This is a genomic window from Bacteroides ndongoniae (genome assembly GCF_900108345.1).
In the GTDB taxonomy this organism is placed as follows: Bacteria; Bacteroidota; Bacteroidia; order Bacteroidales; family Bacteroidaceae; genus Bacteroides; species Bacteroides ndongoniae.
On the sequence record NZ_FNVV01000013.1, the window covers coordinates 848,101 to 863,306 of the forward strand.

The following is a 15,206-nucleotide window of genomic DNA, read 5'->3' on the forward strand; positions in this document are numbered from 1 at the left end:
ATGATTATCAAGCATCTGGAAAACAAGATACGGCTGGTGGGCATTATCTGCACGGCCTTTCTCGTGGGATGTGTCATCATCAGCGTATCGAGCATCTGGACAGCCAGGACAATGGTGTCGGATGCACAGAAAAAGGTGTACGTGCTGGACGGCAACGTGCCCATTCTTGTCAACCGTACCACGATGGATGAAACGCTTGACGTGGAAGCCAAAAGCCATGTGGAGATGTTCCACCACTATTTCTTCACCTTGCCGCCTGATGACAAATACATCAAATACACGATGGAAAAGGCGATGTACCTGGTGGACGAAACAGGTCTGGCGCAATATAACACTCTTAAGGAGAAAGGTTTTTATTCCAACATCCTCGGCACGAGTGCCGTGTTCTCGATTTATTGTGACAGCATCCGCTTTGACAAGAGCACCATGGAGTTCACCTACTACGGCCGCCAGCGAATCGAACGCAGAAGCAACATCCTGATGCGTGAGCTGGTGACTGCCGGTCAGCTCAAGCGTGTACCGAGAACGGAGAACAACCCTCACGGTCTGCTGATAGTGAACTGGCGCACTCTCCTTAACAAGGATATAGAACAGAAAAGCAAGAGCAACTATTAAACAATCAAGGATATGAACATCAAGGGATTCAGACGGATGCTGCTGGGCGAAAAGATGCCTGACAGGAATGATCCGAAGTACAAGGAACGCTATGAGCGTGATGTGGAAGCCGGACGCAAGTTTGCCAAGGCGACCCGTATAGACAAGGCGGCAGCCAAGGTACAGGGCTTTGCCAACGTGCACCGTACTCTTTTTCTGGTCATCGTGTTCGCTTTCGTGCTGGGCGGGCTGGCATGGAACATCTACCGTATAACAGTGGTATATCGTCACCAGCCTGCGGAGAGGACAGCGACAGAGATGCAGGATTCGGTATTGAGGGAGCGACACAGGATGTTGCAGGAAGAGGAACTGAGGGAAACCGGGACAGGAAATACAAACCGTAGCAAAACAGACTTGCCATGAAAAAGATATTTGAGAAAATCAATTTCAGACAGCCGAAGTACATGCTCCCTGCCATTCTTTATATCCCTCTGCTCGGTGCGTCCTACTTCATATTCGACCTGTTTCATACCGAAACGGCGGATATACCGGACAAGACGCTGCAGACAACAGAATTCCTGAATCCGGAACTGCCGGAAGCGCAGATCAAGGATGACGGCATTGGCAGCAAATACGAGAACATGGAGAAATCGTGGGGCAAGATACAGGACTACTCGGCGGTCGGCAACATAGAAAGAGACGAACCTGATGAAAACAAGGAAGAATATGAATCACAATACACGCAGGATGACATCGCCCTGCTCGATGAGCAACAGCAGGAAAAAGCAGCGGCAGCGGAAATTGCCGCCGCCAAAGAGCGTGAACAGGAAGCACTCGCGGAGTTGGAAAAGGCCCTTGCCGAAGCACGGCTGAAAGGACAGAACATGGTGATGCCCCCTGAAGAGGCGGATACCACGGACACCGTTCCGCCGCAGAATGTACTGGAGGCCGGCACCATCGACGAGGAGAAACGTCCGGTGCAAGCACCGTCGGCAGACGAACCGCCCAGCGCGGTAGTCCGCAAGGTGAAGACCACCTCGGACTATTTCAACACGCTGGCGAAGGATGCCCGTGAACCGAAGCTGATCCAGGCCATCATAGACGAGGACATCAAGGCTGTGGACGGTTCACGCATCAGGCTGCGCCTGCTGGATGACGTGGAAATAGACGAGTGCGTGGTGAAACGGGGTACGTACCTGTACGCCACGGTAAGCGGCTTCTCGTCCGGACGTGTCAAGGGAAACATCAACAGCATCCTTGTGGACGACGAGCTTGTGAAGGTCAGTCTCGCGCTTTATGACACGGACGGTATGGAGGGTCTGTATGTACCGAACAGCCAGTTCCGGGAAACGAGCAAGGATGTGGCCAGCAGTGCCATGTCGGGCAACATGAGCATGAGTACCGGAACTACAGGAAACAGCCTCGCCCAATGGGGAATGCAGGCGGTGAACAACGCTTACCAGAAGACGAGCAACGCCATCAGCAAGGCCATCAAGAAAAACAAGGTCAAGCTGAAATACGGGACTTTCGTCTATCTGGTCAATGGTCAGGAAAAAAGGAAATAAAAAGGTTCGAGACAATGGAAACAGATATTTCAAAACTACATGAGGGAACGGACGGCTTTTACTACGATGACTTCCTCGCTCCCGACAAGGCCGAAACATTCGTCGGGCAACTCGTGAGTACCCAATGGTGGCAGAAAGGTGGACGCTTCGCCCTGATATGCAACTTTCTGGCAGAGGACGGGCGGAGAATCGCCTTGTTCGCCTTCCAGAAATACACTGGCTTTTACGGGCCGGGAGACGGGGCGGTCAATTTCAAGCACGCGGAGATGAATACCTTCTGGGAGTGTGAGGTCCGGGAAAACCGGAAGGGACGTTGTACTTGGGCGAGTGCCCTGCAGCTTGGAGGGCCGAAAAACAACGCGATATGATAGAGACGGACAAGATATACAACATGGACTGCCTGGAAGGCATGAGCCGTATGCCGGAGGGAAGCGTCGATGCCATCATCGCCGACCTGCCTTACGGTGTATTGAACCGCGGCAACCGGTCAGCATGTTGGGACAGGCAGATACCCCTCGGTCCGCTGTGGGAGCAGTACCGTAGGATTATCAAGCCGGACAGTCCGATCATCCTGTTCGCCCAGGGAATATTCTCCGCGCATCTCATGCTTTCCCAACCGGGAATCTGGCGTTATAACCTCGTATGGCAGAAGGACCGTGTTACGGGCCATCTCAATGCCAACCGGATGCCGTTGCGCCAGCATGAGGACATTCTGGTGTTCTACATGAAGCAGCCCGTGTATCATCCGCAGATGACACCGTGCCCTCCCGAAAGGAGAAACCATGGACGCAGCATGACGGAAGGCAGTTTCACGAACCGGTGCTACGGGGAGATGAAGCTGGTACCGGTACGCATGGCGGACAACAAATATCCGACATCGGTCATTTTCATCCCGAAAGAACACAAGACAGGGGCATTCTATCATCCGACCCAGAAGCCTGTGGCACTGGTCGAGTACCTGATACGCACCTACACCGACGAGGGGGACACCGTGCTGGACAACTGCATCGGGTCCGGAACGACTGCCATTGCCGCAATCCGTTCGGGACGGCACTATATCGGATTCGAGACCGTGAAGGAGTACTGCGACATCGCCGAACTCCGTATCCGGGAAGAACTGGAGCGAATACATACGACGACATAAGGGTAAAAGAAAAACAAATGGAATATAAACAATCAACGACATGAATATGAATCTCAAGAAAATCGGAACGGTATTTCTTCTGACAGCCGGACTGCTGGGAACGCGGAATGCACAGGCGCAGACGACCTACGAGGAAATGGAACAACTGACGGTCAACGAACAGGTGACGACCGTCATCACGGCATCGGAGCCGGTACGCATGGTGGACATTTCCACCGACAAGGTGGTTGGCGACCAGCCTTTGGACAACATTGTACGGCTGAAACCCAAAGAAGCCGGGCACGAGGACGGCGAGGTGATTGCCATCGTGACCGTCATCACGGAACGCTACCGCACGCAATACGCGCTGGTTTACACCACACGGCTTAAGGAAGCCGTAACGGACAAGGAGATACTCCCTCACGAGCGCAACGCCTACAACAATCCGGCAGTATCGATGTCAACCGCCGAGATGACGCGCTTTGCCAGACGGATCTGGAACTCTCCGGCGAGAATCAGGAATGTGGCCACCAAGGCACACCGTATGGTGATGCGCCTGAACAACATATACTCTGTCGGGGACTACTTCTTCATAGACTTTTCCATAGAGAACAAGACGAACATCCGTTTCGACATCGATGAGATCAGGGTAAAGCTCGTTGACAAGAAACTCGCCAAGGCCACCAACGCCCAGACTATCGAGCTTACTCCGGCGATGATACTGGAACCGGGAAAGACATTCCGACATGGCTACAGGAATGTGCTTGTCATCAAGAAGATGACCTTCCCGAACGACAAGCTGCTGACTGTCGAAATGACGGAAAAGCAAATCAGCGGCCGCAATATCAGCCTGAACATCGATTATGAGGATGTGTTGTCTGCCGATTCGTTTAACGCTGACCTGCTGGAGGAGGAATGATTATGAGAAAGACTCTGATTCTGATGTTTGCCTGCATGTGCCTTGCCTTCAGCGCGAACGCACAACGCAACAGCGGCCGTCTTTCACTGGGGGTCGGGCTGCTTTACAGGAACGGTATGGACGTGACGTTTTCATACGAACATGAAATGAACTACCGGCACGCGTGGGAGTTCTTTGCCAACGGCTACCTGCAGTGGGCCGAATGCGGCCCGTGCGGCCATATCTGTCCGGAATCCTTCTGGCGCAACTACCGCACCTATGGCTTTGGCGTGGCATACAAGCCTTGCGTGGTACGGGGCCGCAATCATTACGGCAACCTGCGTATAGGAGCTTCGGCAGGAAGCGACACGAAGAAGTTCCTGGGCGGCCTGCATTTCGGTTACGAGCACAATTATGTGCTGCGGTCCGGATGGACGCTGTACTGGCAGGCGAAGAGTGATTTGATGATAAAGGGCGCGGATCTGCTTCGGGTAGGTGTAGCCCTTGGTGTGAAACTACCGATAAAATAAGGGAAAAGATGAAACAGAACATTTTCAGAAAGGTGAGCCGGTTCGTACCGGTACTTGTCGCAGCAGTCGCCGTGACAGGTTGTGACGCGCATATAGACGTACCGGACACGGCTGTCCGCCCGGGACATGTCCTGTGCGAGGACGGAACGGCCTTGTCCTACACGGAATACCAGCAATCCGGGAAAAAGGCTGTGGCCGTCGTGTTCGACACCCGGCAGCATGAGGGTGCGGAAGGAAACGGCTACGCGGTTTACCTGTGGGACATCACCCCGCAGGCATTTGCCGACAGCCTCGGTATTGCCCAAGGCACATCTGCGGACCTCGCGGCACATGACGGCAATGCCAATACATTTGCTCTATATGAAACGAAGGAAACGGCTTCGCCGATGGCGGAAGCGGTCTTTGACCTCTGGTGTTACGGGCAGAGCGCATACGTTCCGTCGGTGGCACAGATGCGTCTGCTATATACTATCCGGGAAACGGTAAATCCTGTCATCGAACAGTGCGGGGGCGATCCGTTGCCCCTGACCGACGGCGACTGCTGGTACTGGACATCCACGGAAGTGGCAGAACAGGAAACGGCAAAAGCCTGGCTTTACTCGATGGGCAGCGGAGCCATACAGGAAACACCCAAGACACAGGCGCACAAGGTACGCCCGATTATAACCATCAACCGGTAAACCAGAGATATACGATTGCGTTCTTTGACATTGTTGGACAACATACGATTACAAACCAGAGCCGAATTCACGCAGTAATGCCATCAAGCGACGTATGCTTTCCTCGACATCCGAGGGGGCCGGAATGGCACGATATGCCAAATCCGGGAGTTCACCCATGTAAACTGTCTGCAAGTTGCCCCAAACCTGCGGCAGATCTGTCATCAACGGGGACTCCTCCAGTCGCCGGTCACGCCAGCCTTCGGGCTTGTCAAAGCTCTGCCGGTCGTGTTCGAGCAGTGACCTGAAATCTTCGGGGAAAGCATCGCTATGAAGATACGTGAGGCACTCTTCATCTTTCAGCAGATGATGCAGATCGTAGAAATGACGGATTTTGGCCGTCAACTGCGGCATATATAGATTGGCCAGCGAGCATCGGATGAGTGACACCAATTTCTCGGTCAGCGTGCGGCGACGGTCAAGCACATTTACCTCGAACGGCTGCATCCCGTATTCCTCTATCATACGGTTGTTGCCGGTAGCCTGCAGGAACTCTGTCAGGAAACTGCAGAGAGAACGCCGCTCGAAGGGATATGGATTGGCAAAACTGTTGATTTCTACCAGGAGTTGCCCAGCCCGGATTGCTCCGACCTGTTCCGTATCTATGGCCCGTGGATAGGTGTAAAACGCCTTGTGGTAATGCGATCCCTTGCTTGTCATGCCGGGGATGACCAGTTCCTCCAGTCCGGCTGTCATATTCTTCGATGTACGGCGTATGAGGTTCTTTAGCTGGTTTCCGCTCAGTGTCCATGCTTCGGCGATGGCCACGTCAATGTCCTCGGAGAAACGTGCCCCGATGCCGTAGGCCTTGGTCAGGGAAGTTCCGCCCTTGAAAATGGCACGATTATCCTTGTCTCCGGCAGCCATAAGCGACAGCGAACGACAGATCCAATAGTCTTTCTCGATAAAGATACTCTTGATGCCGAGTCCGCCGTCCTGTACCGGACGTGCAGCCGCTTCTATGGCATCGGCAAACAGTTGCTGATTCTCGTGTAGTCTCATACGATGTTCCATTTTAATTTGGTGGGTAAAGCCTGTGCGGTGACAGGAAGTTTGTAGGTCGTGACCCCATTGAGTGTCGCACGCAATTGTCGGGTGTCAGCTCCAAGACTGTCCAGAATGGCACCCAGCAATGCCCGGACATACGGCTGGTAATTTTCGGCCAGGTCCGCCAGTTTCTCCAGATCGCCTTCGGACAGAGCGGCTATCAGCCGAGCAACGCCCCGCACACAATCGTCAGGTGATGTTGCCGGAATCTCACGGAGCAATTTGAGCGCGTCAAGGATCAGCAGCAGAGGAATGTTCTCCCGTGTGATTGCATTAGGCTGTACAAGGAAGGACACGCTGTATTCGCCCCGTTTCATAGGCCGGCGGTATTTGTTCGTGCCTATCGTAATGGCCGATGTGATCTGTGTCGTCAACCCCAACTGCGCAAATGCTGCCGTACCGGTCATATAGCCGATTGGCTTGCCGTTACGTTCCAGAAGGTCCTTGACCACCTCTGCCACCGGAGGCTTCAATGTGCCGAACACCGTCTGTTTAGGCTTGTAGTACCGTCCTTTGGCAATCTTGCAGATAGAGCCTTCTGCCACCAGACGGCTGAGTGCCTTGACCAACGCAGGCTGGTACTCCGGCAGCACATTGAAATCGGCAATGGTAAGCACCTTGCCCGGAGGCGTGGCGTCCAGTATTTCCTGTACCTGTTTAGTAATCACCATAATCGAATCGTTTTGTTCCGGATGCAAATATAAGAAAAGTCTTGTTTTTTACTGCAAAAACATGACATTTATTTTCGTCTGAATCAAAATAATCAAGTCCAACAATATCCGAGGCGATCAGAACCACAACCCAATAAAAAAGCTATAAAAAATGGAAGAAAGCAAAGAGTTACAAGGATTCTACAAGATATTCCGTGCAGTCGTCTATGTGTCGGTTCTGCTGGAGTTCTTCGAGTATGCCATTGACCCGGCAGTATTCGACCAGTGGGGCGGCATACTGACTGACATCCACGGACGTATCAAGCGATGGACGATCTATCAGGACGGCCATCTCGTGTACAGCAAGATAGCCACGATACTGCTGATCTGCATCACCTGTATCGGTACGAGGAACAAGAAGCATCTGGAGTTCAACGCCCGCAAGCAGGTGATTTTTCCCCTGACCGGCGGACTGCTTCTGCTTGTCCTGTCCGTATGGCTGTTCGGACATCCGATGGAAATGCGGCTCTATACGCTGCCGCTGAACCGTATCCTATACATGGCGGCTTCGCTCGTGGGAGTGATACTGGTACATATAGCCCTGGACAATATCTCCAAGTTCATCAAGGAGGGCCTGATGAAGGACCGCTTCAACTTCGAGAACGAGAGTTTCGAGCAGGGCGAAGAGATTCAGGAGAACAAATACAGCGTGAATATCCCGATGCGCTACTATTACAAGGGGAAGTTCCGCAAGGGATGGGTCAGTATCAGCAACCCTTTCCGCGGAACGTGGGTCGTGGGAACTCCCGGCTCGGGTAAAACATTCAGTATCATTGAACCGTTCATCCGTCAGCACAGTGCCAAGGGGTTTGCCATGGTTGTATATGACTATAAATTCCCGACACTTGCCACGAAACTTTACTACCATTACAAGCTGAACGAGAAGCTTGGAAGAGTTCCCAAGGGGTGCAAGTTCAACATGATCAACTTCGTGGACGTGGAATACAGCCGTCGTGTCAATCCTATTCAGGCAAAATACATCAACAACCTGGCGGCAGCCAGTGAGACGGCGGAAACCCTGCTCGAGTCATTGCAGAAGGGCAAGAAGGAAGGTGGCGGCGGAAGCGACCAGTTTTTCCAGACATCCGCTGTGAACTTCCTTGCTGCCTGCATCTATTTCTTTGTCAATTACGAACGGGAGCCGTATGACAAGGACGGAAACATGCTGTATGCGGAGAAACGTCAGGACCCGGAAACCAAATTCTGGAAGCCGACCGGAGTCGTGCGTGACAAAGAGGGCGGCAACATCGTGGAGCCGGCCTACTGGCTGGGAAAGTATTCGGACATGCCGCACATATTATCGTTCCTGAACGAAAGTTATCAGACCATCTTTGAGGTACTGGAGACTGACAACGAGGTGGCACCGCTGCTCGGGCCGTTCCAGACTGCCTTCAGGAACAAGGCCATGGAGCAGTTGGAAGGTATGATCGGTACGCTGCGTGTCTATACGTCCCGTCTGGCGACCAAGGAATCGTACTGGATATTCCACCGTGACGGGGATGACTTTGACCTGAAGGTGAGCGATCCGAAGAACCCGAGCTACCTGCTCATCGCCAACGACCCGGAGATGGAGAGCATTATCGGTGCGCTGAACGCCCTTATCCTGAACCGTCTTGTCACCCGAGTGAATACAGGCCAAGGGAAGAACATCCCGGTGAGCATCATCGTGGACGAGCTGCCGACGCTGTATTTCCACAAGATAGACCGACTGATAGGAACTGCCCGAAGCAACAAGGTGAGCGTGACCTTGGGATTCCAGGAGCTGCCGCAGCTGGAGGCCGACTACGGCAAGGTAGGTATGCAGAAGATCATCACGACCGTGGGTAACGTGGTCAGCGGTTCGGCCCGCTCGAAAGAGACACTGGAATGGCTGTCGAATGACATTTTCGGTAAGGTCGTGCAAGTGAAGAAGGGCGTGACCATTGACCGTGACAAGACCAGCATTAACCTGAACGAGAACATGGACAGTCTGGTGCCGGCATCAAAGATTTCCGATATGGCAACGGGATGGATATGCGGGCAGACAGCGAGGGACTTCGTGAAAACCAAGACCGGCGTAGGCGGCTCGATGAACATTCAGGAGTCGGAAGAGTTCAAGACCACAAAGTTTTTCTGCAAGACGGACTTCGATATGGGAGAGATAAAGAAAGAGGAAGCCGCGTATGTGCCGCTGCCGAGATTCTACACCTTCAAATCGAGGGAGGAACGGGAACGCATCCTGTACAAGAACTTCGTGCAGGTGGGTCAGGACGTGAAGGAGATGATCAAGGATGTGTTGAACAAACGGGGTGCGAAATGAAGCACGTAAGGATGTTTGTCATCATACTGCTGGTATCTGCAGTGGCAACAGTCTATGGGAAGGAAAGGCATGGGACAGAAACGGGAACTGCCCAACTGTCCATATACAAGCTGCCACCGCTGGAGAGGGCAATCAGATGCACGAAATACTATGAGGGTTGGCATGGTGAGAAAAAACATTGGCCCTATGTGGGATGGGGTCATAAGGTTCTTCCCGGAGAGAGTTTTACCAACGACATCACAAAAGCTCAGGGAGACTCCATCCTGCGAGCGGACATGATGAAACTTTGCCGTCTGTTCAGCAGATTCGGGCGTGATTCTACGTTGCTCTCGTGTCTTGCCTACCAGGTAGGCCCGTACCGGCTTTTAGGTAGCAAAGACTTTCCCAAAAGCAAGCTGATACAAAAACTGGAAGCCGGAAACAGGGATATTTACAAGGAGTACATTTCCTTCCGCTGCTATAAAGGCAAGGTAGTTCCGAGCATCGAGCGGAGAAGGAAGGTGGAATATCTGCTGCTTTTTGAAGAGTAAAAAAGAAGGGAGAATCTTTCGGTGTATTTCCGTCAATTTTCCAGGATAGAAAAGAAATATTTCACAAAAGCGAGAGAACAAGCCTATTACCGCCGATATCCTGAAAAAAAGGATAAAAAATATTTCTGGCTTCAGTTACTATTGCCGCTTGGTCTGTGGCTGATTGATTTATGTTTAATCTTCTGGCTTTTTACTTGGTATCATTGAATGGAATATGGAGAAAAGAAGACATGAATATAATCAGGGAAAGAAGGATGCTGTTCTGCCGTTTCAACATGCAGTTCCTGCTGCCTTGACATTAACAAATACAGATTATCAAATGAAAACAACCCGCATCATGAACAAGATTATCATTTATCTGAGTGCCGTATTGCTGCTGTGCAGTTGCGGCAGTGCAAGACATTATGCAGCGTTTCAATATGACAACGGAGACGACTATGTAAGTGAAGGACTGTACCGCATAGTGGACCGGAAAGGGCGTATCGGTTACGCAGACGAGACAGGCAAGACCGTCATCCGTCCTCGTTTTGCCTTCGGCTATCCATTCGAGGGTGGCAAGGCGAAAGTCACCGATTCGGGGGAACGGAAAGAGGTGGCAGGCTCCGGCAGCGAGCACTGGTATTGGGAAAGTGATGACTGGTACTACATTGACAAACAAGGGAACCGGTGTGAGAATCAAGATACAGACAAGGACAAAACACATCCATAACACAGCAATAACCCCGGAGGTTCAGACGCGAGCCTTCGGGGTTAGCCTATAAGTACAGCACTTCATCAATTGCCAAATCCGAATGACATGGCTGCCTGTCCACAGAAGCGTGCATATTCCTCTTTGTCAGTTCCGCTTTCAATATGGCGGTCTATCAGTTCTCCCAGTTCATCGAAGCAGACTTCGTCACTGAGGCACTCTATGTCTGTCCCGTTCCGGAGATATACTTCATAATAGTCCGAGCCGTTCAGACAGATCAGCACTTCCCCTTGGAAGAGTCTTCCGTTTACATGGAATTTCAGTCCCGGCAGGTCATTGAATACTGTTGCCATAAACTCCCCGATGCCCCATGACATAAGGACCGGCGTGTCGGTCATCGTTACCAGCTGTTCGCGAATTGTCGCAGCCACTCTCATTACATACTCTTTATCCATAATCTTGATTTTTAATAGATTTATATATTCATTTTATTCAAACCATTCCGGGTTGTCTTCTTTCAGCATCTCAACCAGCTCGTCATCCGGCAGCTCGAGACTTCCGGCATCGGTGAAGAAGAAAATCTCATCGTATAATTTCTCAGCCTCCTTACTCGCAAAGCCCTCGTTCTCGCTGTCGAAACTACCGGGCTGGAGTGCGTCAAGCAAACCTGTTGAGCCGATAAGGAGTTCTTCACCTTCATTTGATTTCACCACACGGCAAGAATAAGTTCTGCCGGCAAATTCCACCTCTTTCTTTTTCATCGGTCTATCACTTTAATGGTATGTTTCTCCCGTGTTCTTTCAGGTACTCCATGATACATTTCGCTTCCTCGTGTGAAGCCATATTGCGTTCGTCGTACCTGCGGCTGTCATCCGCCATAACCTTGATACACTCTTTAATCAACCTGTACAGGCTTTGCTGCAGTGTCGGGTGCATGGTCGGTATTGCTGCTGCAAATCGAGCCGGATTGAAACTGTAATTGTTGACTGCCATTTCCCAGTCTTTAGCGAGACGGTACTCTCTGCTTTCTTTGATGTCCTTGTCCATAATTCTGATATTTAACGATTTTGTTTTTCTTCCCTCTGTTCGGCCTCCTTTTCGGAGGAGCCGCTTCGGGATTTACGGTGCATCGAGAGACGGTCGTCAAAGCCTCTCCCGATGTTTTTTCCTGCCAATTACTCTTTCAGAGAAAGGAAGAATTTGCAGGAAATGCACTTCAAAACGGAGGGAACAGGCTCGACCGCCTACATTCGCACCAGTAAAGTCCACGCGGCGACGAGAAGGACGACGAAAGAAGAAATGACTCTCATGCCAATACAAGAGGGGAAATAGAAAGGGATAAGGGTGGTGGCGGGGGCTTATGACGGACGGCGTTAAAACAGGTGCAGCTATAAAGGTTCCCGGAGCGGCCGATGGCAGAATACGGCCCGTGCCGGATTCCGTCATCAGCCACAGATCCGGACCGGAGTGCTTACAGCAGCCCAGGGCTGCCGTCGTGCATGAAGGTTTTATAACAGTCTCCGCCTGGTGCACATGAGGGCGGCAGTATAACGGGATTTGCCGTGAAAAGAGATGCTGTCAAAGCATCCCTTCGTCCGCGTAGCTCAGATAGCCTGTATCCGAGAGGATGATATGGTCAAGGAGAGTGATGTCAAGGATTTCGCAGGCTTTCTTGAGTTTGCTTGTGATGGCATTGTCACTGGAGCTGGCCACCATGTTGCCTGACGGGTGGTTGTGGCTGAGGATTATGCCCGAGGCATGGGCCAGAAGAGCCGTCTGCAGGATGATACGGACATCCACAACGGTCTGGCTGATGCCGCATTTTGATATGCAGGAGAGTCCGAGAAGCCTGTTGGCTTGATTGAGGAACATCACCCAGCATTCCTCATGATGCTGCATACATTCATCGTATGCCTCCTTGAAGATGTCGTAGCTCACTCTGGAGGAGTTTACCATGATACGTTTTGCAGCATCGGCATCCTTGTAATTTACTGAAATCTGAGGGAAAGAAAATGTATTCATAATAACGAAGATTTAAGGTGAAACAATTTTTTTCGCCCGTGCACAGCTCTGTCTGGACTTCGTGCAAGATTTTGGGAAAGAATACTATCCGCAGGATTGGAGATTGTTTCCCAAATTCACCCGGATCTTGCGTTTGTCCGGAAAGATGCTGTAACTTCGCTGAAAACAAATGTTGAGACTACCGGGGTATTATAAGAGGTCCGGCTATAAAGGTTATCCGGGCCGGCCGATGACGGAAGACCGCCCGTGCGGCCTGTAGGAATCAGCCAGAACCCGGTCCGTACTGTTTCAGCAGACGGAGACTGCCGAAAGACAGTGAGGTGTATAAAAAAGGTCAGGCGGCGCCGGTCTGCCTCCGGCACTCAACAGAAAAGCAGGACGGATTTCTCCGCCCTGCATCTGAAATCAACTATGAATTATGGTCAAGCAGCAACCTCTTGGGATTGAGGTTGTTTTTCGTTGTCCGCATCGGTTTCAGTCTGCTCTGCTTCCTGTTTGGCCTGTTCCTGCACCAAAAGGACGGCTTTCTTTTCTTCGATGCGCTGATGTCTTTTTTCGTAAACTTCATTATGTCCGTTCTCGATGTCGGCAAGTCTTTCCGGCATGTGTTTTCCTGCAAATTCAAGCAACATGTCGGCTATGGCGTTGCTTCCGTATGCGTTCTTGAAATTCTCAATCAGGAAATCCCTGCGGATGACGGCTTTTGCCTTTGGTGTAAGATTGGCCACAATATTTGTCTTGTCCTCGTTGGACAGATAGGGCGAATGTTCTCCCTCTATGCCAACGGCGACAAAGTGTTCCTTTCTCAACGATGAAAGCAGGAAGAAATAAATCATCTTTTCTTCGTCAGCCCCGAACTTGGTTTCGGTCATATCCACTTCCAAAATCTGTTTTTTGGTATCTTCCACGGTCTTTTCCCTGGCAATCTCCTTGTTTCGCTTGTCCTGCTTGTCCAGTTTTTCAATCGGGGAAAGCTGTTCCTGTCCTGCCTGTTGTCCACTGACGGCATTCATCATGGAATTCTCCACATAACAATTGACAATGTCTTCGTTCCCAATCCGTGCGAAGAGCGATATTTCGCCTGCTTCTGCCCTGCGTACAAGTTCCTTGCCCTCTTCCATATAATCGTTCATATCCTGCTCATATTCAACCTTGGCTTCCTTATATTCGTCTTCCGTCTCATATTCTCCGGCTTCAGGCTCTTCGGGAAGTGTCGGGTAGTCTTTGTATCTGCATTGCAGTGCCACAACCTCATAGCCCATTTCCTTGAGGCGATTAACCGCATCCGCATTATAGCAATATGCGTCATGGCTTAGAGATAGTGCAGGATAAGTCTTAATGGTCTCTATTGCCTTTTCCGTCAAAAATGCGGCATTCATTTCATCAAGACAGCCTTTGTTGGCGCATTTTCCGCATGTTCCCTCACAGAACAATGTCATGTTGTTGGTATTATGGGGGCATGACAGGCAAAGGGTCTTGTCAAAGTTGTAACGTTCAAGGTCTGTCGTGAAGTGGCGCTCGATGTTCTTTGCCACCTCGGTCGCTTTCATGCCTCGCCAACTGCCAAACATGATACCCTCTTTCAAGTGCTTGTCGAAAACCTCTCTCTGGATGTCCTCGCCATATCGGCAAATTTCGCTTGCCACGCTGATAGTGATTTCGTCCTTTTCCAACAATTCTGCGATTTCGGGGATAAGGGAGACGAACTTCAGTCGGGTGCGGATATAGGTCTCGTTCTTGCCGAACTGCATGGCCAAAGACTGAATGTCGTGCCGTCCGCTTTCTATCAGCCTCTGATAGGAGTTTGCTTCCTCGATAGGGGTTACATCCTTGCGTTGCAGGTTTTCCGTCACCGCCATTTCTTCGGCGGTCTCGTCCGAAACATTCAGAACGATTGCCGGAATTTCTTCCAGTCCTGCCATGAGCGAGGCACGATACCTGCGTTCCCCGAATATGATTTCAAAGCGGTTCTCCGCAATGGGGCGCACCCCGATAGGCTGAAGGACGCCCTGCTGACGGATGCTTTCCGCCAATTCCGCAAGGCTTGCTACATCAAAATTCTTGCGTGGGTTATAGTTACTCGGCTGAATATCTGCCAAAACTACTGATACGATGTTCTTCTCTGCTACTGATTGAATGTTCATTGTTTCCATAATTCATAAATTTTGATTTGTTATACATTGATTGTCTGATTACTGCTATTCCTGTTGGTTGGTGTCATATTCGTACATCTGCGTATTGTCGTATCCCTCGAACGATAGCCGGAACGTGTCGAAGTCTTTCCTGCCAGCCAGCCTTACGGTATCGTTCTTTCCAATGAAATAGGGTTCAAGCATTGTCCGAAACGGTGCGCCGAGCGTAGTCCTGTCTGCCAATGTGCAAACCTTGTCGGGTTGTTGGGGCATGATATAGCCCAGTGCATATTCGTTGTAAACTACCAATCTTATTTTATCCATGTCGATGTCAATTTTGAATTGTTTT

General features: G+C 51.0%; 19 protein-coding genes. 11 read left to right on the plus strand and 8 right to left on the minus strand.

Features of this window, described 5'->3' with window-relative positions:
• Genes traK through BQ5591_RS08035 form a run of 8 tightly spaced genes read left to right on the plus strand, consistent with a single transcriptional unit; the run spans nt 1 to nt 5,390 of the window.
• Nucleotides 1–615, plus strand: coding sequence for a conjugative transposon protein TraK (gene traK / locus BQ5591_RS08000; RefSeq protein WP_007216015.1), 615 nt, complete (start codon nt 1–3; stop codon nt 613–615).
• Between the two features lie 12 nt (nt 616–627).
• Nucleotides 628–1,017 (plus strand): hypothetical protein, encoded by a 390-nt coding sequence (locus BQ5591_RS08005; RefSeq protein ID WP_005807095.1) that lies wholly within the window; start codon nt 628–630, stop codon nt 1,015–1,017.
• A complete protein-coding gene (gene traM / locus BQ5591_RS08010) occupies nt 1,014–2,159 on the plus strand; it encodes a conjugative transposon protein TraM (RefSeq protein WP_071148951.1) in 1,146 nt (381 codons plus the stop codon). The genes BQ5591_RS08005 and traM overlap by 4 nt, the downstream gene beginning before the upstream one ends.
• A gap of 14 nt (nt 2,160–2,173) precedes the next feature.
• The gene (locus BQ5591_RS21785) at nt 2,174–2,527 is read left to right on the plus strand and encodes a hypothetical protein (RefSeq protein ID WP_008781599.1); all 354 of its coding nucleotides are present in this window, start codon (nt 2,174–2,176) and stop codon (nt 2,525–2,527) included.
• A complete protein-coding gene (locus tag BQ5591_RS08020) occupies nt 2,524–3,303 on the plus strand; it encodes a DNA-methyltransferase (protein WP_005807102.1) in 780 nt (259 codons plus the stop codon). Before BQ5591_RS21785 ends, BQ5591_RS08020 begins: the two co-directional genes overlap by 4 nt.
• 46 nt (nt 3,304–3,349) lie before the next feature.
• A complete protein-coding gene (gene traN, locus BQ5591_RS08025) occupies nt 3,350–4,201 on the plus strand; it encodes a conjugative transposon protein TraN (RefSeq protein ID WP_032534606.1) in 852 nt (283 codons plus the stop codon).
• On the plus strand, nt 4,198–4,710 hold the full coding sequence (locus tag BQ5591_RS08030) for a hypothetical protein (RefSeq protein ID WP_005807106.1): 513 nt from the start codon (nt 4,198–4,200) through the stop codon (nt 4,708–4,710). Before traN ends, BQ5591_RS08030 begins: the two co-directional genes overlap by 4 nt.
• Nucleotides 4,711–4,718: 8 nt before the next feature.
• Entirely contained in the window at nt 4,719–5,390 is a 672-nt protein-coding gene (locus BQ5591_RS08035; RefSeq protein ID WP_005807109.1) for an Lcl C-terminal domain-containing protein, read from the plus strand.
• Between the two features lie 48 nt (nt 5,391–5,438).
• Here BQ5591_RS08035 and BQ5591_RS08040 read toward each other — a convergent pair whose 3' ends face one another.
• Complete coding sequence (locus BQ5591_RS08040; RefSeq protein WP_007216011.1) at nt 5,439–6,431, minus strand: nucleotidyl transferase AbiEii/AbiGii toxin family protein; 993 nt, start codon at nt 6,429–6,431, stop codon at nt 5,439–5,441.
• Nucleotides 6,428–7,147 (minus strand): DUF6088 family protein, encoded by a 720-nt coding sequence (locus BQ5591_RS08045; protein ID WP_005816027.1) that lies wholly within the window; start codon nt 7,145–7,147, stop codon nt 6,428–6,430. Before BQ5591_RS08045 ends, BQ5591_RS08040 begins: the two co-directional genes overlap by 4 nt.
• Before the next feature lie 151 nt (nt 7,148–7,298).
• Here BQ5591_RS08045 and BQ5591_RS08050 point away from each other — a divergent pair, with 151 nt between their 5' ends.
• The 3 genes from BQ5591_RS08050 to BQ5591_RS08060 all read left to right on the plus strand — a co-directional run bounded on the left by BQ5591_RS08050 (nt 7,299) and on the right by BQ5591_RS08060 (nt 10,724).
• Nucleotides 7,299–9,485 carry a type IV secretory system conjugative DNA transfer family protein gene (locus BQ5591_RS08050; protein WP_071148952.1) on the plus strand — a complete coding sequence of 729 codons (2,187 nt, stop codon included), beginning with the start codon at nt 7,299–7,301 and terminating at the stop codon, nt 9,483–9,485.
• Entirely contained in the window at nt 9,482–10,015 is a 534-nt protein-coding gene (locus tag BQ5591_RS08055) for a glycoside hydrolase family protein (RefSeq protein ID WP_005807116.1), read from the plus strand. The genes BQ5591_RS08050 and BQ5591_RS08055 overlap by 4 nt, the downstream gene beginning before the upstream one ends.
• 337 nt (nt 10,016–10,352) lie before the next feature.
• Entirely contained in the window at nt 10,353–10,724 is a 372-nt protein-coding gene (locus BQ5591_RS08060; RefSeq protein WP_149874216.1) for a WG repeat-containing protein, read from the plus strand.
• A 65-nt stretch (nt 10,725–10,789) separates the two neighbouring features.
• Here the strand turns inward: BQ5591_RS08060 and BQ5591_RS08065 are convergent, their stop codons facing one another.
• The 6 genes from BQ5591_RS08065 to BQ5591_RS08090 all read right to left on the minus strand — a co-directional run bounded on the left by BQ5591_RS08065 (nt 10,790) and on the right by BQ5591_RS08090 (nt 15,181).
• Nucleotides 10,790–11,158: a hypothetical protein gene (locus BQ5591_RS08065; RefSeq protein ID WP_071148953.1), complete on the minus strand. Its 369-nt coding sequence runs from the start codon at nt 11,156–11,158 to the stop codon at nt 10,790–10,792.
• Nucleotides 11,159–11,191: 33 nt separating this feature from the next.
• Nucleotides 11,192–11,464 (minus strand): hypothetical protein, encoded by a 273-nt coding sequence (locus BQ5591_RS08070; RefSeq protein WP_005807122.1) that lies wholly within the window; start codon nt 11,462–11,464, stop codon nt 11,192–11,194.
• 7 nt (nt 11,465–11,471) lie between these two features.
• Nucleotides 11,472–11,750: an RNA-binding protein gene (locus BQ5591_RS08075; protein ID WP_005807124.1), complete on the minus strand. Its 279-nt coding sequence runs from the start codon at nt 11,748–11,750 to the stop codon at nt 11,472–11,474.
• A 531-nt stretch (nt 11,751–12,281) separates the two neighbouring features.
• Complete coding sequence (locus tag BQ5591_RS08080) at nt 12,282–12,725, minus strand: JAB domain-containing protein (RefSeq protein WP_022209715.1); 444 nt, start codon at nt 12,723–12,725, stop codon at nt 12,282–12,284.
• Between the two features lie 422 nt (nt 12,726–13,147).
• Nucleotides 13,148–14,878, minus strand: a complete 1,731-nt coding sequence (locus BQ5591_RS08085) for a ParB/RepB/Spo0J family partition protein (protein ID WP_071148954.1) — start codon at nt 14,876–14,878, stop codon at nt 13,148–13,150.
• Between the two features lie 45 nt (nt 14,879–14,923).
• Nucleotides 14,924–15,181, minus strand: coding sequence for a hypothetical protein (locus BQ5591_RS08090; protein WP_007216000.1), 258 nt, complete (start codon nt 15,179–15,181; stop codon nt 14,924–14,926).
• Nucleotides 15,182–15,206 lie beyond the last annotated feature (25 nt).